This is a genomic window from Aureimonas jatrophae, assembly GCF_900104035.1.
Classification (GTDB): Bacteria; Pseudomonadota; Alphaproteobacteria; order Rhizobiales; family Rhizobiaceae; genus Aureimonas; species Aureimonas jatrophae.
The window spans coordinates 72,601-93,066 of record NZ_FNIT01000009.1; the positions used below are offsets into that span (position 1 = coordinate 72,601).

The window sequence follows — 20,466 nt, forward strand, 5'->3', positions numbered from 1 at the left end:
TCTTTCCGACACGACGGCGTTGCGACAGCTAGAATCGAAGCGGGGCGGCGTCGCCCCTCCCCGGCACGGAGCCGAGATCGATGTTCGTGGATTATCGCAACTGGCGCCCGCCCGAGCCGCTGCCGGAACGGCCCCTTCCCCCGAAGCTCACGCGACGCCAGGAAAAGGTGCTGCTGTGGGCGATCGGGCTGAACGTCGTGGCGTTGTTCGTGGCCCCGCTCGCGGGCGTCACCGTTCTTCAGGCGTTCTGGGCCTGGGTCGCGGGCTGAAACCCGACATCTTCCGTTAGCCGGCGCAACGATGCGAACGATCCGGCGCCTCGGGAACTTGCGCTCCGAAGACATCAACCGGAGCGCCATGCCGCCATGCCGTCAGTCGCGGGCCAAGTCATCGTCATCACGGGTGCCAGTTCCGGCATCGGCCTTGCGACCGCGCGGCGCGCCGCGCGCGCTGGCGCCAGCGTCGTTCTCGCCTCGCGCGACGGCCCGCTCCTCGAGCGTCTGGCTCGCGAGATCGAGACCGACGGCGGCCGGGCCTTGGCTGTCGCGACGGATGTTTCCGTGGAAGCCGAGGTCGAGGCTCTCATCCACAAGGCCGTCGCGCGCTTCGGCCGGGTCGACGCCTTCGTCAACAACGCGGGCGTTGCCGCCTATTCGACCCTCGACGCGCTGCCGCTCGACGAGCACCGGCGCATCTTCGAGACGAACTACTGGGGTCTCGTCCACGGGTCGCTTGCGGCGATCCGGCATTTCCGCTCGCGACCGGGCGGGGGACGGCTCGTCAACATCGGCTCGGTGAACTCGGATGTCGCGATTCCGCTGCTGAGCGCCTACTCGGCCTCGAAACACGCGGTGAAGGGCTTCACGGACGCGCTGCGACGCGAGCTCCTCGCCTCCGATCCCGCGATCACCGTCACGTTGATCAAGCCGTCCGGCATCGCGACCGGCTTTCCCCAACATGCCCGCAACCATCTTCGGGAGGAGCCGCGCGTCGTGCCGCCGCTCTATGCACCGGAGATCGTCGCGGATGCGATCCTCGATGCGGTCCGTCATCCCCGTCGCGAGATCGTGGTAGGCGCGGTCGGCCCCGCCTTGGCCGTGCCGCTGGCGGTGTTCCCGCGCCTCATGGATCGTCTGCTTGCCGCAGCGGTTCCACCCCTGTCGAAATCCGGCAACCCACGCACGGCGAACGACAATCTCGATACGCCGACGGGCGAGGCGCGGGTCCACTACGCCCATGCGCCGGGCCTGCCGTTCAGCCCTTACACCGAGATGCAGAAGCGCCCCGGACTCACCGTTCTCCTGGGAGCCGCGCTGGTGGGCGCGCTCGCCGCCCGGCGGCGGCGGCGCACCGACCCGTTCGCTTGAAGACAGGGCGGCGCCCGAACCCTTGTCCGGGCGCCACAAGCCTTCGTCACCGCAGGCGGGGCTGCCCGTTCGAGGCGGAAAGGCCGCCGTCCACCGCCAGGTTCACGCCCGTGACGAAATGGGCGTCCTCGCTGGCCAGAAAGGCGATCACGCCCGACACGTCATCGGGCTTGGCACCGCGGCCCATCGGAATGCGCTCCTCGAACTCCCGGATGAGATCCGGCTGGTCCTGCATGCCGGCGGTCAGCTTCGTGTAAACGAGCGACGGGTTCACGGCGTTGACGCGCACCCCGTTCTGCGCCTCGTCGAGGGCGAGCGCACGGGTGAAGTTCGTCACCGCGCCCTTGGCCGCGCAGTAGAAGCTGTGGTTCCAGTCGCCGCCCAGACCCGACACCGAGGAAACGTTGACGATCGAGCCCCTGGACTGCCGCAGCGCCGCGATCGCGGCCCGGCTCAGCTGAACGACACCGTAGAGATCGGTTTCGATGACCTTCGTGAACTCCGAGAAGTCACCCTCGTCGATCCGGCCGAGATGATCGACGCCGGCGTTGTTGACGAGGACGTCGATCCGGCCGAAGCGTTCCAGCGCGAGACGCACCAGCGCCTCGCAGTCCTCGCGGCGACTGACGTCGCAGACCTGTGTCTCGATCCGGCCCTCGCCGCCCCCGAGCGACGAGGCCACGGTCCTGAGGCCGTCCCCGTCCTTGTCGTTGAGGACCAGATAGGCGCCCTCCGCCGCAAAGCGCCTGGCCGCACCTTCGCCGATGCCCGATCCCGCGCCCGTCACGATGACGACCTTGCCTGTGAAACGTTTCATGCCGGTTGTTCCGATTATATGCCTGTGGAAGCGCCGGCGGACGCCGGCCTTGTTGGTCGGGAGAAGGCGGGGCAGGCCCGGGAGTTGCAGGGCCGGACGCTTTTCGGCGAGGCCGCGGCGGCTTGACGCTGCGCGGGGGGGCCGTTTCCTGTCGGGACACTGCCGAACGGCGCCGCGCTCCGGCTCGAACGAAAGGCCTGCCGCATGGGATCATGGTTCGCATCGATCAGCAGCGATCCCTCGCGCTTCGTGCCGCTCGGCGGCGGGCTGCTCGTGCTGCTCGCGATCGTGCTGGTGCTTCGGCGGTGGTGGCGTTCGCGCGTGCGCCTGGAGCGCCGGCCGCTTCTGACAAAGGCGGAACTCGAGCTACTGGCGATCCTGCGCGCCGCCCTGCCCTCTCGCCTGATCGGCTGTCAGGTCTCGATGGGCGCCCTTCTCCAGCCCCGGCGCGGCATCAACCGACGGGCGGCCTCGCTCGCGCGCAACAAGATCAGCCAGAAGGTCGTGGACTTCGCGGTGATCGACCCGGCGACCGGCTTCGTGGAGGCGTTGATCGAGCTCGACGACTCGACGCACGATGCGCGGCGCGACGCGGCGCGCGACAGGCTGCTCGCGCAGGGCCGCTACCGCGTGATCCGCATCCCCTCCAGACCCCGCCCGACCGCCGAGACCGTGCGCCCCTACCTCGCGAGCCTCGAGCGCTGAAAAGTCGCTTGGTCGCATGAGGAAGCGCGAAACCTTGGTCCTGTTCCGCCCGTTGCCCCCGCATCATGGGATGCTGCGAGGACCCGCCATGCAGGAAAAAGCCAAGAACCGCTCCGCCGCCACGTTCATCGTGATCGGCGCCATCGTCGTGGCGTTGCTTCTGATCGGCCTCTGGTCGGACTGGTTCGGGCTGATGGGGACGGAGATGGCCCCCGGCACCACGGTACCGCCCGGCAACCCGAGCTGAGGGCTTAGGGCGCCGCCCCCCAGCCCACGATACCCTTGATCTCGAGGAATTCCGCCAGACCGAACTCGGCGTACTCGCGACCGTTGCCGCTCTGCTTGTAACCGCCAAACGGGGCTCCGGTGTCCCAGGCCGGGTCGTTGAGGTAGACGTTGCCGGCCCGCAGGCGCCGCGACAGCGCCCGCGCCCGATCGAGATCGGCCGACTGGACGTAGGCGGCCAAGCCGTAGACCGTATCGTTGGCGAGCCGCACCGCCTCGTCTTCGTTCTCGTAGGAGACGATCGACAGGACCGGCCCGAAGATCTCCTCGCGCGCAATGCGCATCTCGGGCGAGACCTTGGCGAAGACCGTGGGACGCACGAACCAGCCTCGGTTGAGCCCGTCCGGGCGTCCGGGGCCGCCGGCCACCAGTTCGGCGCCCTCGCGAAGACCCGACTCGATCAGATCCTGGATCTTGCCGAACTGCGCCTCGCTCACGACCGGACCGAGAACCGGGCCCTCGCCGGGCGCGGCGCCGACGCGAAAGCGGGCGGCGGCGCGTGCCGCGATGGCGGCGGCCTCGTCCTCGCGCTCGGCCGGCACGAACATGCGCGTCGGCGCGTTGCAGCTTTGTCCCGTGTTGCCGAAGCACTCGGCGACGCCGCGCGTGACCGCCTCCGTGAGGTCGACGTCGGGCAGGAGGATGTTGGCGGACTTGCCGCCGAGCTCCTGGTGGACGCGCTTGATCGTGTCGGCGGCGGCCTTCGCGACGGCGACACCCGCCCGCGTCGAGCCGGTGAAGCTCACCATGTCGACGCCCTCGTGCCGCGCCAGCGCCTCGCCGACGGTCGGCCCGTCCCCGTTCACGAGGTTGAAGACACCGGCGGGCACGCCGGCCTCCTGCAGGATCTCGGCAAACAGCAGCGCGCTCATCGGCGCGATCTCGGAGGGTTTCAGGACCATGGTGCAGCCGGCGGCCAGTGCCGGCGCGACCTTGCACACGATCTGGTTCATCGGCCAGTTCCAGGGCGTGATCATCGCCACGACCCCGATCGGCTCGCGCGTCACGAGCGTCGAGCCGCGCAACTCCTCGAAGGCGAAATGCTCCAGCGTTCGGATCATCGTCTGCAGGTGGGCCGCTCCGCTGCCGGCCTGGTTCGAGACGGCGAAGGGAAGCGGGGCGCCCATCTCCCGGCTGATCGCCTCGCCCATCTCGTTGATGCGCCGGCGATAAACGACCAGGATCCGGCGAAGCAGATCGAGGCGCTCCTCGCGCGACACGAGCGAGAACGTCTCAAACGCACGGCGCGCGGCACGCACGGCGCGATCCACATCGGCCGCGTCGCCGAGCGCGATCTCCGCGAAGGGTTCCTCGGTTGCGGGATCGACCACGGGCAGGCGCCGGATCGGACCGGCAGGATCGACCCAGGCCCCGTCGATAAAGAACTGCAGCGTGCGCATCGCATCTCCCCGCTCCACCCGCCCCGGGTGCGCCCGGGTCCGCTTCGTGGCACCGGGCGCCGCGACGATAGCGCAAGGCTCGCCCGCACCGGAAGCCGGCACTCGGCCGAGCGGGTTCGGCCGCAGCGTCCCCCTCGCCTTCCCGACACACGGCTCACGATGCGGGCGTCTTGCGGCTCTCGCGCGAGGCGGCGGCGATGCCCCCCGTCAGGCGACAACCGGCTCGGCGAGCGCGTCCAGAAAGGTCGCGGCATCGCCCGGCGACAGGCGAACCTGAAGGCCCCGCTGACCACCGTTGATGAAGACGAGCTCATGCCGCAACGCGGCCGCCTCCATGAGAACCGGCACGCGGCGTTTCTGCCCGAACGGACTGATCCCGCCGACCTTGTAGCCCGTGAGGCGCTCGGCGTCGGCCGGCGGCATCATGTGCGCGCTCTTGGCATGCAGCGCGGCGGCCACCCGCTTCATGGACAATTCGCGATCGGACGGCAGGATCACGCAGGCCGGACGGTTGTCGGCCAGCACCATGAGCGTCTTCAGGACACGCTCCGGCGGCTCGCCGAGGGCTTCGGCGGCCTGGAGACCGATCGAGGCGGCCTCCGGATCGTAGAGATAGGCGTGGACGGTGAAGGCGATGCCGGCCTTCTCCAAGGCCTGTGTCGCCCGGGTCGTTCTGGACATCGGCCCCTCGCACCTCCGGCTGGACGCCCTTCGGCATTAACCAGGGCCGCGCCGGATGCAAGGCTCCCTTGCAGGTTTTGCGCTCCTTTAAATCGGTTCGATCGCCTATCTTCCGGGTGTCGAAAGAAACCAGACGCCAGCGGCCACCACCGACGAGAGGCCGCTTCGAACTACCAAGGACCAGACCGATGGGTATCACCTCCGCTTTCCGCGCCTACCGCTCCTACCGCCAGACCTCGAACGAGCTGAACCGCTTGTCGAACCGCGAGCTCGCCGATCTCGGCATCAGCCGCGCCGACATCCCGGCCGTCGCCCGTCAGGCCTCGCGCTAACAGTTTCACGGTTTCGCTGCGACAACTCCTCCCAGACGTCGCAGTGGATCGGCCGAAGGTTCCTCCCACCTGAGGCCACCCATACGCCCCCGCCGGTCCTCCCCCGGCGGGGGCGTTTCTGTTTCGGGCCGCTCGATCCGCCTCATGCCCATTGGGCGAGCGTCAAACCGCCGATCAGGAGATAGGCGGCGAGAAACAGCGTCAGCTTGAGCCGCCCCTCGATCTGCGTACCGCCAAAGAGGCGTTTCCAAAGCGCCATGCCCGGACCGTCGCCCGGCTTGATGCTGTCCATGGGTGATCCTTCCGTTGGCGGGACGGGGACGAGGACGCGGCCCGTCGCCGCGCCGCCTGCCCCCTGGCCCGACCGTCAGGCCGCGCGCCGGATTTCGGAGCGTCCGGCGCGCGGATATCCGTCACGCGGCGGCGGTGGCGTCCATCCAGTCCTTGTGGCGCGACTCGTCCACAAAGGCCTTCTGGAAGAAGGCGCGCGCCTCGCCGGTGGCGACGCCGTTCCGGGAGGCCTGATCGTAGGCCATCTTGGTCTCGATCTCGTTGGTCGACATGGCCTTCAGGATCGTCCGGTCGCCCACAATCGAGGCGAGTGCCACCTTGCCGGTGGTGAGGTACTGCTTGACGTCGCCTTCCTGGGGCGCCTCGGTCCCGCTCGCTCCCGCCATGCGCGTCAACTCCGCCACGTGGCTCTCGTGGTCGCGCTTGAACTCGGCGATCCGCTGCTTGTGCCCGGGGTCGTCCAGCCGCTCGATCGTCGCGTCATAGGCGGCGATGGCGTCGTGCTCCAGGATGAGAAGGTTCTGGACGAGCTTCTCGAACGTCGTCTCGGTTCCGACCGTGGTGACCATGGGGTCTCTCCGTTGGGTTGAACAGGTTGGGGAAAGGGAAGGCTCGCCGGTGCCGTTCCGACCTTTTCACTTAGCTGGCACCACGGCCCGCTTCGTTACTCTCGCCCATCGCCGCGGAAAGTTTGTGCGCTAATATCTTGATGGGGATCATGGAACCGGGGCGACCGGTGCCGATACGGGATGCGAATGGGGACCATGCAAGGGGAAATCGCGGCGACCGTCGGGCGCCACGGGCGTCGGCGCGCCCGTTTGGCGCGTCTCGCGCCCCTGGCTGCCGTTGTCGCCCTGGCCGGTTGCCGCGGGCCGCAGTCGACCTTCGACCCGGCGGGCACCGAGGCGGCCAGCGTCATCGATCTGTTCTGGGTCATGACGGTGGGCGCCACGCTGATCTGGCTCTTCGTCATGGGCATCTCGATCTATGCCACACGCGTCCAGCCGGGCGCCCATAGCGAGCGCACCGGCAATCGCTTCATCTTCTGGGGCGGCGTGGTCTTCCCGGTCGTGGTGCTGACCGCGCTGCTCGTCTTCGGCCTGCGCCTGATGCCAGGGTTCCGCGCGCCCGCCGACGGCCCGCGCATCGCGGTTTCCGGCGAGCGCTTTTGGTGGCGCATCCACTACGACACGCCCGACACGCCCGGCGTCGCCAAGGCCCTCTCGATGGAGGGCACGCCCTCGGCCAACGAGGTCTGGCTGCCGGTTGGCCGACGGTCCGAGATCCTTCTAGGAAGCCCGGACGTCATCCATTCCTTCTGGGTGCCCAATATCGCGGGCAAGACCGACACCATTCCCGGGCGCATCAACCGGCTCGTGCTGGAGCCGACGAGGCTGGGCACGTACAACGGCATCTGCGCTGAATTCTGCGGCACCGCCCACGCCCAGATGGGCTTTCGCGTGCGCGTCGTCAGCCAAGCCGACTACGACGCACGGGTGGCGCTGGAAGCCTCCGATGCCGCCGTGCTCGACCATCCGGGGCGGGCGAGTTTCGAACAGGCCGGCTGCGGCGCCTGCCACGCGGTGCGCGGCACGGGGTCGAACGGTCTCGTCGGTCCGGACCTCACGCATCTGGCAAGCCGCCAGACGCTGGGCGCCGGCATCCTCCCGGTCACCCCCGACAACATCGCGCGCTTCGTCGCGCTCACCGAGCACGAGAAGCCGGGCGTCCAGATGCCAGCCTACAGCATGCTGCCGCCCGCCGAACTCGAGACCATCGCCGCCTGGCTGGGAGCGCTGCGATGAGCATGGCCGCCGAACTCGACGCCCTGCGCCGCCCGGGCGATCCGGACCAGAACGACGAGGCCGTCCGAAAGGCGCAGGCCGAGCGCCTGATCGCGGTCTGGGACAGCCCCAAGGGCTGGCGCTACTGGAGTGACGTCAACAACACCACGGTCGGCGTCTGGTACACCGCGACCGCCTTCGCCTTCATGCTGTTTGCGGGCGTGCTCGGACTCCTGATCCGCGTGCAGCTCTCCGCGCCCGACAACGACTTCCTGACAGCGACGATGTACAACCAGGTGTACACGCTGCATGGAACGGTGATGATGTTCCTGTTCGCCGTCCCGATCTTCGAGGCGGTGGCGGTCATCCTCCTGCCGCAGATGCTCGGCGCGCGCGACCTGCCCTTCCCGCGCCTGTCGGCCTTCGGCTACTGGTGCTTCCTGATCGGCGGCATCTTCGTGTGCGGCTCGATCTTCTTCGGGCAGGCGCCCGACAGCGGCTGGTTCATGTACCCGCCGCTCACCACGCAGGAGCGCTTCACCCCCGGCTACGGCGCCGATATCTGGCTGCTCGGCCTATCCTTCATCGAGGTCGCCTCGATCGCGGCCGCCGTCGAGCTCATCGTGGGCACGCTGAAGTGCCGGCCGCCCGGCATGCGCCTCAACCTCATGCCGCTCTACGCCTGGTACGTCCTGGTGGTCGCGGCGATGATCCTGTTCGCCTTCCCGCCGCTGATCGCCGGCGACGTCCTGTTCGAGATGGAGCGGCTGTTCGACTGGCCGTTCTTCGATCCCACGCGCGGCGGCGACCCGATGCTGTGGCAGCACCTGTTCTGGATCTTCGGCCATCCGGAGGTCTACATCATCTTCCTGCCGACCATCGCGCTGTTCGCGATGATCATCCCGACCTTCGCGCGCCGCCCGCTCATCGGCTACTCCTGGATCGTGCTGGCGGCGGTCGGCACCGGCTTCCTCTCCTTCGGCCTGTGGGTCCACCACATGTTCGCGACGGGCCTGCCGGCCATGTCGCTTGGCTTCTTCTCGGCCGCCTCCGAGGCGGTCGCCATCCCGACCGGCGTCCAGATCTTCGTGTTCCTGGCCACCTGCCTGGCGGGCCGCGTCATCTTCTCCGTTCCCATGCTCTTTGTGTCGGGCTCGCTCGGCATCTTCGTGCTCGGCGGCCTCACCGGCGTCATGGTGGCGCTCGCGCCCTTCGACTGGCAGGTCCACGACACCTACTTCGTGGTGGCCCACCTCCACTACGTCATTATCGGCGGCGTCCTGTTTCCGATCGTGGCGGGCCTCTACTACTACTGGCCGATCGTTTCCTCGCGGAAGCTGTCGGACCGGGCCGGCAAGTGGGCCTTCTGGCTGATGTTCGCCGGCTTCAACATCGGCTTCTTCCCGATGCACTATTCCGGCATGATCGGCATGCCGCGGCGCGTCTGGACCTACCCGGCGGCGCTCGGGCTGGAGCTGCCGAACCTCGTCTCCACGGTCGGCGCCTTTATCTTCGCGAGCGGCTTCCTGATCGTCGTCGCCGACATGCTGCGGCCGCGCAAGGACCCCTACGCCAGCCGCAACGTCTGGAACGCCGGCACGCTGGAATGGTCGGGCGAGGTGCCGGACCAGCCCTGGGGCGTGCGATCCATCCCGATCATCCGCTCGCGCTACCCGATCTGGGACCAGCCGAACTTCCTGGACGACCTGGACAAGGGCCGCTTCTACCTGCCGGACGCGCAGGAGGGGAAGCGCGAGACGCTGGTGACGAGCGTGCTCGACGCCGAGCCCGTGCAGTGCCTGCGCGTGCCCGGCCCCTCCTTCGTGCCGATGATCGCGGCGGTGTTCCTGGGCGCCTGCTTCATCGCCGCGACCTTCCACTACTGGACGCTGACGCTCGCCTCGCTCGCGGTCGCCGTGTTCGTGATCATGTTCTGGCTCTGGCGCGCCACCGCCGTGATTCCGGAGAAGGACGAGAAGTATGTCGGCCTCGGCCTGACGCTGCCGACCTACGTCTCGGGACCGCACTCGGTCTCGTGGTGGGCGATGTTCATCACCATGATCGGCGATGCCACCGCGTTCCTCAGCCTCGTCTTCGGCTACTACTTCTTCTTCACGATCCATGCCGACTTCCCGCCCGCCGGAACCGCGGGGCCGGGCCAGTTCTGGCCGACGGCGTCGCTGGCTCTCTTCGCGCTCGCCTGGGGCGGCACGCTCCTGTCGCACCGCGTTCTGAAGGGCGGCAACGTCCGGGGAGCGCAACTCCTCATGGCGGGCGCGCTGGTCGCCTTTCTTGCGGCGGGCGCGGCCCTCCTGTGGGGTCCGCACGCGACCGGCCTCCAGCCGACCGTCCACGCCTACCCGGCCATCGTCTGGATCATCGCGATCTGGACCGCGATCCATGCCGGCGTCGGTGCCCTCATGCTCGCCTACTGCCTCGTGCGCTCGCTCGCCGGGCACCTGACGCCGCGCTACGACATCGATCTCTCGAACGTCGCGCTCTACACCCATTTCGCGGCGGCCACCGGCCTCGTCACCGTCCTGACGATCGGCTGGTTCCCGCTGGTCGCCGGAGGCTGATCCCGCCATGCTCGGTCTGCGGCGCGGCACGCGCGACAGTCTCATCACCATGATTGCGACGCCCACGGTCTGGGCGCTGCACTTCCTCCTTTGCTACATCTGGGTGGCGAGCGCCTGCGCACCCAACCAGGACGTCTTCAAGTCCATCACCCCGGCCCGTATCGGGGTCGCGGTCGCGACCGTCCTCGCGCTCGCCTTCTGCTTCTTCGCAGGGCTTCGCGCCTGGCGCGAATGGCGCGAGGCCGGCGGCGAGCCACCGCACGACCAGCCGACCGACCACGACCGCGAGCGCCAGATGGAGCTGGCCTCCGTGCTCCTGTCGGGCCTGTCGTTCCTCGCCATCGTCTTCACCGCCCTGCCGGTGCTGCTCGTGTGGGACTGCCGGTGAGCGCGATCCCCTCTTCCACCCTGGAACCCGGCTGGCGCCGCTACGCGCCGCTCGCGCTCGGCCTCCTGCTTCTGGCGGTCCTGTGGGCCGGGCCGTTGCCTACGCGCGCCGAGACCTCGTTCGCCGCCCACATGGTGATGCACATGGGCGTTGTCGCCTTTGCGACGCCGCTCCTCGCGTTCGGCCTGTCGCGCGCGGACCTCCTGCCACGCGGCGGCTCGGGCCGGTTCGTACTTCTGGCCGCGCTGGCCGAGTTCCTTCTGATCTGGGGCTGGCACGCGCCGGCGCTTCACGACGCCGCGCGGCAAAGCCTGGCCCTTCTCGTGCTCGAACAGGGCTCGTTCCTGCTGGCGGGCCTTCTTCTCTGGACGACGGCGCTCGGCACGCTGAAGCCGGGCGGCATGGCCACGCGGGCCGCGGGCGCCGCCGGCCTTCTCGTCACCTCGATGCACATGACGCTGCTCGGCGCGCTGCTTCTCCTCGCCCCCCGGCCGCTCTACGCCTGCGGCGACCTCTGCTCGCCCCTCAGCACGCTGACGCCGCTGGAGGATCAGCAGCTCGGCGGCACGATCATGCTGATCGTCGGTGGCTCGACCTACCTCGTCGGGGGCCTCGTGCTTCTGTACGGGGTCCTGAAGCTCGACGCGTCGGAGGCGCGGGCATGAAGCGGACCATCACGATCACCTGGCGCCGCCTGGCGCTGCTTCCGGTCGCCGGCCTGGCGCTCGCGCTCTTCGTCGGCTGGTCGGGCCTCGTGTCGATCGCCGCCTCCTCGGGCCACTTCAAGGTCGTGGAATGGTTCCTGCACTGGACCTTCATCAACGCCGTGGAGACGCAGTCCATGCCGATCTCGGTGCCCGAGGGCGTCGACCTGGCCGACCCGCTCCTCGTTCAGCGCGCGGCGGGCCACTTCGCCAGCGGCTGCGCGCCCTGCCACGGCGCGCCGGGGCAGAAGCAGTCGCCCGTCACGCAGGCCATGATGCCTTGGCCGCCCCGGCTGGAGGAGAACGTCGGCGACTGGCGCGACCGCGAGCTCTACTGGATCGGCCTGCACGGCGTGAAATATTCCGGCATGCCGGCCTGGACCACGCAAACGCGGCCCGACGAGGTCTGGGCGATGGTCGCCTTCCTGCGCAGGCTGCCCGACTTGACGCCGGAGGCCTATCGCGAGCTCGCGCTCGACACGTCGGGCGGACCGCCGGCCGCGCCGGCGCTGGCGCTCGAAGGGCTCGGCCAGGCTGCCGATCCGGCGCTCGCCGACTGCGCGCGCTGCCATGGCTATGACGGGCGCGGACGCGGGCCGACCGGGGCCTTTCCGGTGATCGCCGGTCAGCCGGAAGCCTATCTCTACGCGACGCTCGCGGCCTTTGCCTCGAACGAGCGCGAGAGCGGCATCATGACGCCGGCCGCCGGCATCCACGACGACGCCACGCTGCGTCGCCTTGCCGCCCACTACGCCGAGCAAGATCCCGCCGGCGCGCCCGCCCCCACCGGTCCCGCCCAACCGGCAGCCGGTGCCACGATCGGCTACGAGGGCGCCGCGCGTCTGCCGCGCAACTCTCTCGACGCCGACGCCCCCGCCGCCGAGCCAACGCCGCAAGGACCGGCGGCTGCGGTGGACCCGGCCGCCGCGCACGGTGCCCCGGTCAGCCCGCCGGGCCTTCTGGACCTCGGACGGCGCATCGCGCAGGAGGGGCTGCCGGCGCGCAAGCTCGCCGCGTGCGACACTTGCCACGGCGCGAACCGCGCCGCCGACAGCGCCAACTACCCGCGCCTCGCCGGACTGCCGGAATGGTACATCGCGGCGCAGCTCCAACTCTGGCGCGACCACAAGCGCGGCGGCACCCCCTTCAACCACCTGATGGAGCCGATCGCGATCAACCTCACCACCGAGCAGATCGACTCGCTTGCCCTGTGGTACGCCTCGCAGCCGCCGGGCGGCCGGTAGCCGCCCATATGTCAGCACCCCTTGCGGATCGCCGCCCGACCGACAGATGAGGTCCGACGGTCGGGCCTTGCGGCGACCGCTGGGAGGACATGCCATGCAATACCGGACGCTGGGCACCACGGGTACCGTGGTCTCGAACCTGTGCCTAGGCACGATGACCTTCGGCGCCGAGGCCGACGAGGCCGCCTCGCACGCCATGATGGGCCGCTTCGCGCAAGCCGGCGGCACGTTCCTGGACACGGCCGACGTCTACAGCCGAGGCGTCTCGGAGGAGATCGTCGGCCGCTGGCTGCGCGCCAACCCGGACGAGGCCGACCGCATGGTGGTCGCCACCAAGGGGCGCTTCCCCATGGGCGCGGGGCCGAACGACCTCGGCCTGTCGCGCCGCCACCTCGGCCGGGCACTCGACGCTTCGCTGCGCCGCCTCCAGCTGGAGCGCGTCGATCTCTACCAGCTCCACGCCTTCGACGCGCTGACGCCGATCGAGGAGACGCTGCGCTTTCTCGACGACGCGGTGAGCGCAGGCAAGATCGCCTATTGGGGCTTCTCGAACTTTCTCGGCTGGCAGTTGACCAAGGCGGTGCACGTGGCGCGCGCCCACGGCTTCGCCGCGCCCGCGACGCTCCAGCCGCAGTACAACCTCCTTGTGCGCGACATCGAGCACGAGATCGTGCCCGCCTGCCTGGATGCCGGGATCGGCCTCCTGCCTTGGTCGCCGCTGGCCGGCGGCTGGCTCACCGGCAAGTATCGCCGCGACGAGCGGCCCACGGGTTCGACCCGGCTCGGCGAGAATCCCGAACGCGGCATGGAGGCCTTCGGCCCGCGCAACAGCGAGGAGGCGACCTGGACGGCGATCGAGGCCGTGCGGTCCATCGCCGAGGCGCGCGGCGTCACCATGGCGCAGGTCGCGCTCGCCTGGCTCGCCGCCCGGCCCGCCGTCACCTCGGTGATCCTCGGCGCGCGCAACACGCGCCAGCTCGACGACAACATGGGCGCAGCCGACCTCGTCCTCTCCCTCGAGGAGACCGAACGGCTCGACGGGGCCAGCGCGCGCCAGATGCCGGACTATCCCTACGGCCGGGCCGGCATCGCCCAGCGCCACCGCAAGATGGAGGGCGGTCGCTAGAGCGCTTTCCGGCCAAAGCCCGACCGGCCTTGGCATAGGACGACGCCAGACGCAGGAGCGCGTCCGGCCAACCGGATGGGATTCTGCGTCTTTCGCCCCCTGTCGCGGGGAGTTGCTGCCCGCCGCGCCATATCCTAAGCCCTGAGGCGAACCCGGCGCCGGCGACCTGGTGCCGACCGGGCCGAACCGGAGGCTTGTTGGTGGATCGAACCTCGATGGCGTCGTCGGACGAAACCCTCGACGCCGAGGCGCCCGCCGGCGGCGTCCTGCAGATCTCGCTCAGCGCGCTGCGTGCCAACTACCGGCAACTGCGGGCGTTGGCCGGCGGCGCGGCGGTCGCGGGCGTGGTGAAGGCCGACGCCTACGGGCTCGGCGCGGCCGTGGTCGTCCCGGCACTTCTGACGGAGGGCTGCCGAAGCTTCTTCGTGGCGCAGCTTGGCGAGGCCACCGCGCTCCGATCGCTCCTGCCGCCCGATGCCGAACTCTTCGTTCTGAACGGCCTGTCGCCAGGCGCGGAAGGGCCTTGCGCCGCGATCGGCGCGGTTCCCGTTCTCAACTCGCTCGACCAGATCCGGCGCTGGGGCGCCGAGGCGGCGCGGCGCGGCGCGGTGCTTCCCGCCGCGCTTCAGGTGGATTCCGGCATGTCGCGCCTCGGCCTGTCGCCGGCCGAGGTCGAGGCGATCGCCGCCGAGCCCGCGCGTTTGGCGGGTATCCGGACCGTTCTCGTGATGAGTCACCTCGCCTGCGCCGACGAGCCGGCGCACCCGGCCAGCGCCCACCAGCGAGCAGCCTTCCGAGAGCTTGTCGCCCGGCTGCCGCACACGCGCCTGTCGCTCGCCAACTCCGCCGGCCTGTTCCTCGGCCCGGACTACGGCTTCGACCTCGCGCGCCCCGGCATCGCGCTCTACGGCGGAAACCCGGTGGCGGACGGTCGCGCCAACCCGATGCAGCCCGTCGTCCGCCTCCAGGCGCGCGTCGTCCAGACGCGCGACGTGCCGGCGGGCGCGGGGATCGGCTACGGCTTCAGTCGCGTGGCGGATCGTCCGATGCGCCTAGCGACGGTCGGCGTCGGCTATGCCGACGGATGGCCGCGCGCGCTCTCGAACCGGGCGGCGGCGTATCTCGGCGACCATCGCCTGCCGATCGCGGGCCGCGTCTCGATGGACTCGACGATCCTCGACGTCACGGACCTCACCGCGATGCCGCAGCCCGGCGCGCTCGTGGACCTCATCGGTCCGCACCAGACGCTGGACGCGGTGGCCGAGCTTGCCGGCATGATCTCCTACGAGATCCTGACCTCGCTCGGAGACCGCTTCGAGCGGCGGATCGTGCGCGAGGGCTAAGAGCCCCCGCGCACGTCCCGTCGTCAGGCCGCCTGGGCGCGAGCCCGGTGCGTGTCGGCGTTGTCGCGGCTCCAGTCGCGATACCAAGCATCGAAGAGCTTGAGCTGCGCGGTGGCGTAGCCGCGCTGCGACGCGCTGAGAGCGTCGGTCTCGTTGAAGTGGAGCTCGTAGGCCCGGTCGCCCTTCTCCACCATGAGGTGCTTGTAGAATAGGACGAGGTCGGCGCCCTCGTCGAACGAGGACAGGACGCCCAGCGCCTCCTCCAGCTCGCCCGCCTGCCGGCGCGCCGTGGCATCGCCCGCCGCCGCCGCTTCCGCCAGTCGGCACAGATGAAGGACCTCGCGCGGCAGGACGTTGCCGATGCCGGTGATGGCGCCCTTGGCGCCGCAGTTGACGAAGCCATGCACGACCGCCGTGTCGACGCCCACCATCAGCGTGACCTCGTCGTCGCGGCTGGTGATGGTCTCGGCGGCATAGCGCAGGTCCGCCTTGCCGCCGAACTCCTTGAAGCCGACGAGGTTCGGGTGCTCCGCGCGCAGAGCGAAGAACAGGTCGGCGCGCGTCGCGAAGCCGTAGTAGGGGCTGTTGTAGATGACGGCCGGAAGCTCGGGGGCGGCGGCCAGGATCGCCTTGAAGTGGTTGCGCTGGGCCTCTCCCGACGAGCCGCGCGACAGGACGCGCGGGATCACCATCAGGCCCTTGGCGCCGACGCGCGCGGCGTGGCTCGCATGCGCCACGGCCGAGGCGGTGTTCACCGCGCCCGTGCCGACGATCACCGGAATGCCGGCCTTGGCGAGGCGCTCGACGCCCTCCATGCGCTGCGCATCGGTGAGCAGCGGCCAGTCGCCCATCGAGCCGCAATACACGACGGCCGACATGCCGGCGGCGATCAGCTCGCGCGCCTTGGCGACCAAGGCGTCGAAGTCCGGCGTGCGATCGGCGCGGCAGGGCGTCATCAGCGCCGGGATGACGCCGGAAAAGATGGATGCGGTCATGGCGGGCTCCTACGGCTCGGCCGTCGGGCTCATGCGGATCCAGCGCCGCAGGCCTCGATCGCCTCACCTATCGCATCTTGTATTTTATTTGTCGACATCAAAATCGATGGCGAGCGCGGAACGTCGCATCAGGAAGCCGCGAACCTGGTCGGCGATCTGCTCGCCGTGCTCGCGCGCCAGTCGATCCGCCCGTTCGAGGTCCCGCTCCTCCACGGCCCGGATCAACGCCTCGTGCTCGTCCACGAAGCGTTGCGGCAGGCGGTCGTCGTAGCTGTCGTAATACAAGCGCAGGATCCGCCGACCCTCGTCGAGAAGGCGCCCGAAGAGCGCATGGAAGTAGGGGTTGCGCCCCGCTTCCGCGATCGCGGAATGGAAGGCGGCATTGGTGGCGATCATGGCGAAGGCGTCCTGCGCCTCGACCGCCCGGCCGAAGGCCGCCTGGTGACGGCGAATGGCCGGCAGGTCGCTTTCGCGATGGTGCTCGGCGGCCAGACGGGTCGTCACGCGATACATGAGAACGAGCGCGTCGAAGTAGGGTCCGAGATTCATCGCGTCGATCGGAGAGACCAGCGTCGAGCGATTCGGCAGGGTCTGCACAAGACCTTCGCCGCTGAGGCGCACCAGCGCCTCGCGGATCGGCGTGCGCGACATGCCGAAGCGCTCGGCCAGATGCACCTCGTCGATCGGACTGCCGGGTGCCAGCCCGAGACTGAGGATCTCGTCGCGCAGGAGATCGTAGACCATCTTCGCGCCCGAGCCGCGCCGTCGCTCCTCGAGGACGCGGTCCGCTGTATCGCTCATCGTGGTGTCCCGTCGCAGCCCGGTTCGCAGCCGTCCCTGCTGTGTAGGGGTCACGGCGTCCGGGCGCCAGTGGCGCCGGCGTCAGACGATGCCGCCGCCCGAACCCGCAACCGCAGGACGCTCGGCCGCGACACGCGCGCGGTAGCCGCTCGCGCGATAGGCCCGGATCGGATCGATCGCCCCGCCCGCGCGACGGCGCGCCTCGGCGAGCAACGGCTCGACATCGGTGCGGAAGGCCGCCTTCAGCCGATCCGAGGCGAGAAGCGCGTCGCCCTCGTCCTGCAGGCCGCGAAGCTCGGCGCGGTCGACGAGCAGCGCCTGCGCATAGGCGCGGCGGATCTCGGCGCCGGAGCGGATCAGGCTCTCGATCGGGTCGGTGACGTTGTGCGACTGATCGATCATGTGGGCGGGCTCAAGCCGATCCAGCCGCTCGCCCGCCTCCACCAGCTCGTTGAAGACCAGGAACAGGCGGAACGGGTCGATCGAGCCGGCGTCGAGGTCGTCGTCGCCGTAGCGCGAGTCGTTGAAGTGGAAGCCGCCGAGCTTCTCGGCCCGGATCAGGCGCGCGACGATCTGCTCGATGTTGGTGTTGGGCGCGTGGTGACCGAGGTCGACGAGGCAGAAGGCCTTGGTCCCGAGTTCCTGCGCGGCCATCAGGCTCGTGCCCCAGTCCGACACCACGGTGGAGTAGAAGGCCGGCTCGTACATCTTGTGCTCGGAGAAGACGCGCCAGCCCTCGGGCAACGCCTCGACGATCCGCTTCATGCTCTCGATGTATCGGTCGAAGGCGCGCGACAGGTCGCTCTGTCCCGCGAAGTTCGAGCCGTCGCCGATCCAGACGGTCAGCGCCCGGGAGCCGATCGCCTCGCCGATGCGGATCGTCTCGACGTTGTGCCGGACGGCCTGGTCGCGCACCGCCGGGTCGGCGTGGCTCAGCGAGCCGAACTTGTAGGACAGCGGCTGGTTCGGGTCGCCGGGATGGTCCTGAAAGGTGTTGGAGTTCATCGCGTCGAAGCGCAGGCCCAGCGCGTCCGCCCGCTCCTTGAGCTCGGCCGGGTCGGCCTTGTCCCAGGGAATGTGGAGCGAAACGGCGGGACTGGCGCGCCCCAGCGCCTGGATCACCGCGCAGTCGTCGAGCTTCTCGAAGATGCCGCGCGGCTCGCCGGGACCTGGAAAGCGGGCAAAGCGCGTGCCCCCGGTCCCCGTGCCCCAAGAGGGAACGGCGACCGTGAAGCGGGCGACCTTGTCGACCAGCGCGTCGGCATCGAGGCCCCGCCGCGCCAGGCGCTCACCGAGCGAGTGGAAGTCGGCCTCGTGGTCGGCGCGAAGGCTCGCGTTGTGGCGCTCGATCACGCCGGCTTCGATGGGCGATGTCATGATGCGGGCCCCTCCCAAGGCTCGTTTCGGCGCAAGACGCCGGTCAGCGCGTGAAGCTGATCGCGTTGCCGGCGTCGACGTTGACGATGTTGCCGGTGGACTTGGCGGACTGGTCTGAGGCGAAGAAGTACACGGCCTCCGCAATGTCCTCCGGGTAGACCGAGCGCTTCAGGAGCGAGCGGTTGCGGTAGTGCGCCTCCAGCTCGTCCTCGCCGATGCGCGAGGCGGCCGCGCGCTGCTCGCGCCACTCGCCCGACCAAATCTTCGAGCCGCGCAGCACCGCGTCGGGGTTCACCGTGTTGACGCGGATGCCGGCCTCCGCGCCCTCCAGCGCCAGGCAGCGGGCGAGATGGATCTCGGCCGCCTTGGCGGTGCAGTAGGCGGACGCCCCGGCGGACGCCGCCAGGCCGTTCTTGGACGAGATGAAGATCACCGAGCCGCCGAGCTCCTGGCGGCGGAACAGGCGGAAGGCCTCGCGCGACACCAGGAAGTAGCCGGTGGCGAGGATCGAGATGTTGCGGTCCCAGACCTCCAGCGTCGTATCCTCGACGGGCGCCGCCGACGCGATGCCGGCGTTGGAGACGAGGATGTCGAGCCCGCCGTATTCCACCACCGCGTCGCGAAAGCTCTGCGCGACATCGGTCTCGCTGGTGACGTTCATGCGGGTCGAGCGCACGGGGTCGGCGCCGAAGCCCTTGGCAAAGTCGGCCATCGCTCCCCCAAGCGCGCCCTCGTCGATATCGGCCAGCACCACGCAGGCGCCCTCCGAAAGGAGGCGCGCGGCGATCGCGCGGCCGATGCCGCCCGCCCCGCCCGTCACCAGCGTGACGCGGCCCTGAAGCGGCTTGGCCTTGGGCATGCGCTGGAGCTTGGCCTCTTCCAGAAGCCAGTACTCGATGTCGAAGGCCTCCTGCTCGGGCAGGCCCTGGTAGGTGTCGACGCCCGATGCGCCGCGCATGACGTTGATGGCGTTGCGATAGAACTCGCCCGCGATGCGCGCGGTTGCCTTGTCCTTGGCGAACGCGATCATGCCGACGCCGGGCACGAGGTAGATCACGGCGTTCGGGTCGCGCATGGCCGGCGAGTCGGGATGCCGACAGCGCTCGTAGTAGCCGGCATAGTCCGCGCGGTAGCGCTCGATCGCGGCGTCCAGCCCCTCGATCACCGGCTCGAGGCCGGTGGCGGGATCGAAGGCGAGGACGAGCGGGCGGATCTTGGTACGCAGGAAATGGTCGGGGCAACTCGTGCCGAGCGCGGCCAGCGATTCGAGATCGCGCGAGCCGACGAATTCGAGCACGGCGTCGGAGTCGTCGAAGTGGCCGATCTTGGCCTCGTCGCGCCCGATGCGGGCGCGGATCGCAGGCATGAGCCGGGCCGCCGCCTCGCGGCGCGCGGCCGCATCCAGAGGCGCGACCGCCTCGCCGCCGAAGGCCGGCTGGCCGGCAAGCGCGCCCTCGAACCATTCGATCGCGCGGTTGATGATGCGCAGCGTCGTGGCGTAGCAGTCCTCCGCCGTGTCGCCCCAGGTGAAGAGGCCGTGACTGCCGAGCACCACGCCCTTGGCCTGCGGATGCTCGGCGGCGAAGCGCGAGAGCTCAAGGCCGAGCTCGAAGCCCGGGCGGCGCCATTCCAGCCAGCCGATCTCGTCGCCGTAGACCTTTGCCGTGATCTCGCGTCCGTTCCGCGTGGCGGCGATCGCGATCACCGCATCGGGATGCATGTGGTCGACGTGGGCGTAGGGCAGATAGGCGTGGAGCGGCGTGTCGATCGAGGCGGCGCGCGGGTTGAGGTTGAAGGTGCAGTGGGGAAGGTAGCCCACCATCTCGTCCTCGTGCGCCTCGCCCCGGTAGATCTGGCGCAGCTGCTCAAGCTTGCGCTGGTAGAGCGTCGCGAAGCCGTCGAGCTTGATCGAGCCGACGTCGCCGCCCGAGCCCTTCACCCAGAGCACCGTGACGCTCTCGCCGGTGAGCGGATCGCGCTCCTCGACCTTGGCGGACGTGTTGCCGCCGCCGTAGTTCGTGATGCGCTTGTCGGAGCCGAGAAGGTTGGAGCGGTAGAGAAGCTTGCCGGGCTCGTCCAGGCCGCTCGCACGAGCCTCGTCCCACAGGTTGCGCAGGCGCGTCTCGCCCTGTTCGGCCATCGCACGTCCTCCCCAGGATGGGCGCCCGGAATGCGCGGCGCCGACGGTCCTCTGGATGAACCAAACCGCGCTGTCCGTCAACGATTCCGATCAGGACCGCTCTCTTG

The 20,466-nt window shown here is 69.7% G+C and carries 21 protein-coding genes; 12 read left to right on the top strand and 9 right to left on the bottom strand.

Annotation, left to right across the window (positions count from 1 at the left end; genetic code table 11):
* Positions 1–80 precede the first annotated feature (80 nt).
* Together BLQ76_RS17335 and BLQ76_RS17340 are read left to right on the top strand one after the other, a co-directional pair.
* Complete coding sequence (locus BLQ76_RS17335) at positions 81–269, top strand: hypothetical protein (protein ID WP_090675941.1); 189 nt, start codon at positions 81–83, stop codon at positions 267–269.
* Between the two features lie 96 nt (positions 270–365).
* The gene (locus tag BLQ76_RS17340) at positions 366–1,367 is read left to right on the top strand and encodes an SDR family oxidoreductase (RefSeq protein ID WP_090675943.1); all 1,002 of its coding nucleotides are present in this window, start codon (positions 366–368) and stop codon (positions 1,365–1,367) included.
* A 46-nt stretch (positions 1,368–1,413) separates the two neighbouring features.
* On the opposite strand, the gene budC is transcribed toward BLQ76_RS17340, so the two are convergent.
* Complete coding sequence (gene budC / locus BLQ76_RS17345) at positions 1,414–2,184, bottom strand: meso-2,3-butanediol dehydrogenase (RefSeq protein ID WP_090675945.1); 771 nt, start codon at positions 2,182–2,184, stop codon at positions 1,414–1,416.
* Positions 2,185–2,388: 204 nt separating this feature from the next.
* Here budC and BLQ76_RS17350 point away from each other — a divergent pair, with 204 nt between their 5' ends.
* Entirely contained in the window at positions 2,389–2,889 is a 501-nt protein-coding gene (locus BLQ76_RS17350) for a DUF2726 domain-containing protein (protein WP_090675947.1), read from the top strand.
* A gap of 88 nt (positions 2,890–2,977) precedes the next feature.
* Positions 2,978–3,136 (top strand): hypothetical protein, encoded by a 159-nt coding sequence (locus BLQ76_RS22185; RefSeq protein ID WP_170842636.1) that lies wholly within the window; start codon positions 2,978–2,980, stop codon positions 3,134–3,136.
* Positions 3,137–3,140: 4 nt separating this feature from the next.
* Here BLQ76_RS22185 and BLQ76_RS17355 read toward each other — a convergent pair whose 3' ends face one another.
* Together BLQ76_RS17355 and ybaK are read right to left on the bottom strand one after the other, a co-directional pair.
* The gene (locus tag BLQ76_RS17355; protein WP_090675951.1) at positions 3,141–4,574 is read right to left on the bottom strand and encodes an aldehyde dehydrogenase family protein; all 1,434 of its coding nucleotides are present in this window, start codon (positions 4,572–4,574) and stop codon (positions 3,141–3,143) included.
* A 207-nt stretch (positions 4,575–4,781) separates the two neighbouring features.
* On the bottom strand, positions 4,782–5,255 hold the full coding sequence (gene ybaK, locus BLQ76_RS17360; protein WP_090675953.1) for a Cys-tRNA(Pro) deacylase: 474 nt from the start codon (positions 5,253–5,255) through the stop codon (positions 4,782–4,784).
* A 188-nt stretch (positions 5,256–5,443) separates the two neighbouring features.
* Here ybaK and BLQ76_RS17365 point away from each other — a divergent pair, with 188 nt between their 5' ends.
* A complete protein-coding gene (locus BLQ76_RS17365; RefSeq protein WP_090675956.1) occupies positions 5,444–5,587 on the top strand; it encodes a DUF1127 domain-containing protein in 144 nt (47 codons plus the stop codon).
* 142 nt (positions 5,588–5,729) lie between these two features.
* Here BLQ76_RS17365 and BLQ76_RS22190 read toward each other — a convergent pair whose 3' ends face one another.
* Both BLQ76_RS22190 and BLQ76_RS17370 read right to left on the bottom strand, forming a co-directional pair.
* Positions 5,730–5,879, bottom strand: coding sequence for a hypothetical protein (locus tag BLQ76_RS22190; protein WP_170842637.1), 150 nt, complete (start codon positions 5,877–5,879; stop codon positions 5,730–5,732).
* Between the two features lie 121 nt (positions 5,880–6,000).
* Positions 6,001–6,447: a DUF2383 domain-containing protein gene (locus BLQ76_RS17370; protein ID WP_090675958.1), complete on the bottom strand. Its 447-nt coding sequence runs from the start codon at positions 6,445–6,447 to the stop codon at positions 6,001–6,003.
* A gap of 195 nt (positions 6,448–6,642) precedes the next feature.
* Here BLQ76_RS17370 and BLQ76_RS17375 point away from each other — a divergent pair, with 195 nt between their 5' ends.
* The 7 genes from BLQ76_RS17375 to alr all read left to right on the top strand — a co-directional run bounded on the left by BLQ76_RS17375 (position 6,643) and on the right by alr (position 15,046).
* Positions 6,643–7,683, top strand: coding sequence for a cytochrome c oxidase subunit II (locus BLQ76_RS17375; RefSeq protein WP_090676057.1), 1,041 nt, complete (start codon positions 6,643–6,645; stop codon positions 7,681–7,683).
* A complete protein-coding gene (locus BLQ76_RS17380) occupies positions 7,680–10,241 on the top strand; it encodes a cbb3-type cytochrome c oxidase subunit I (RefSeq protein WP_090675961.1) in 2,562 nt (853 codons plus the stop codon). The genes BLQ76_RS17375 and BLQ76_RS17380 overlap by 4 nt, the downstream gene beginning before the upstream one ends.
* 7 nt (positions 10,242–10,248) lie before the next feature.
* Complete coding sequence (locus tag BLQ76_RS22565; RefSeq protein ID WP_244519704.1) at positions 10,249–10,629, top strand: hypothetical protein; 381 nt, start codon at positions 10,249–10,251, stop codon at positions 10,627–10,629.
* Positions 10,626–11,294, top strand: coding sequence for a cytochrome c oxidase assembly protein (locus BLQ76_RS17385; RefSeq protein WP_244519705.1), 669 nt, complete (start codon positions 10,626–10,628; stop codon positions 11,292–11,294). Before BLQ76_RS22565 ends, BLQ76_RS17385 begins: the two co-directional genes overlap by 4 nt.
* Positions 11,291–12,577, top strand: a complete 1,287-nt coding sequence (locus tag BLQ76_RS17390) for a c-type cytochrome (protein ID WP_090675966.1) — start codon at positions 11,291–11,293, stop codon at positions 12,575–12,577. Before BLQ76_RS17385 ends, BLQ76_RS17390 begins: the two co-directional genes overlap by 4 nt.
* A gap of 94 nt (positions 12,578–12,671) precedes the next feature.
* Positions 12,672–13,703, top strand: coding sequence for an aldo/keto reductase (locus BLQ76_RS17395; protein ID WP_090675968.1), 1,032 nt, complete (start codon positions 12,672–12,674; stop codon positions 13,701–13,703).
* A 215-nt stretch (positions 13,704–13,918) separates the two neighbouring features.
* A complete protein-coding gene (gene alr, locus BLQ76_RS17400; RefSeq protein ID WP_090675970.1) occupies positions 13,919–15,046 on the top strand; it encodes an alanine racemase in 1,128 nt (375 codons plus the stop codon).
* A gap of 23 nt (positions 15,047–15,069) precedes the next feature.
* Here alr and BLQ76_RS17405 read toward each other — a convergent pair whose 3' ends face one another.
* The 4 genes from BLQ76_RS17405 to BLQ76_RS17420 form a co-directional block, all read right to left on the bottom strand.
* Positions 15,070–16,041: a dihydrodipicolinate synthase family protein gene (locus tag BLQ76_RS17405; RefSeq protein ID WP_090675973.1), complete on the bottom strand. Its 972-nt coding sequence runs from the start codon at positions 16,039–16,041 to the stop codon at positions 15,070–15,072.
* Between the two features lie 84 nt (positions 16,042–16,125).
* Entirely contained in the window at positions 16,126–16,842 is a 717-nt protein-coding gene (locus BLQ76_RS17410) for a GntR family transcriptional regulator (RefSeq protein WP_090675976.1), read from the bottom strand.
* An 81-nt stretch (positions 16,843–16,923) separates the two neighbouring features.
* Positions 16,924–18,219, bottom strand: coding sequence for an L-rhamnose catabolism isomerase (gene rhaI, locus BLQ76_RS17415; protein WP_090675979.1), 1,296 nt, complete (start codon positions 18,217–18,219; stop codon positions 16,924–16,926).
* A gap of 43 nt (positions 18,220–18,262) precedes the next feature.
* Positions 18,263–20,359, bottom strand: a complete 2,097-nt coding sequence (locus BLQ76_RS17420; RefSeq protein ID WP_090675981.1) for a bifunctional rhamnulose-1-phosphate aldolase/short-chain dehydrogenase — start codon at positions 20,357–20,359, stop codon at positions 18,263–18,265.
* Between the last annotated feature and the right edge of the window lie 107 nt (positions 20,360–20,466).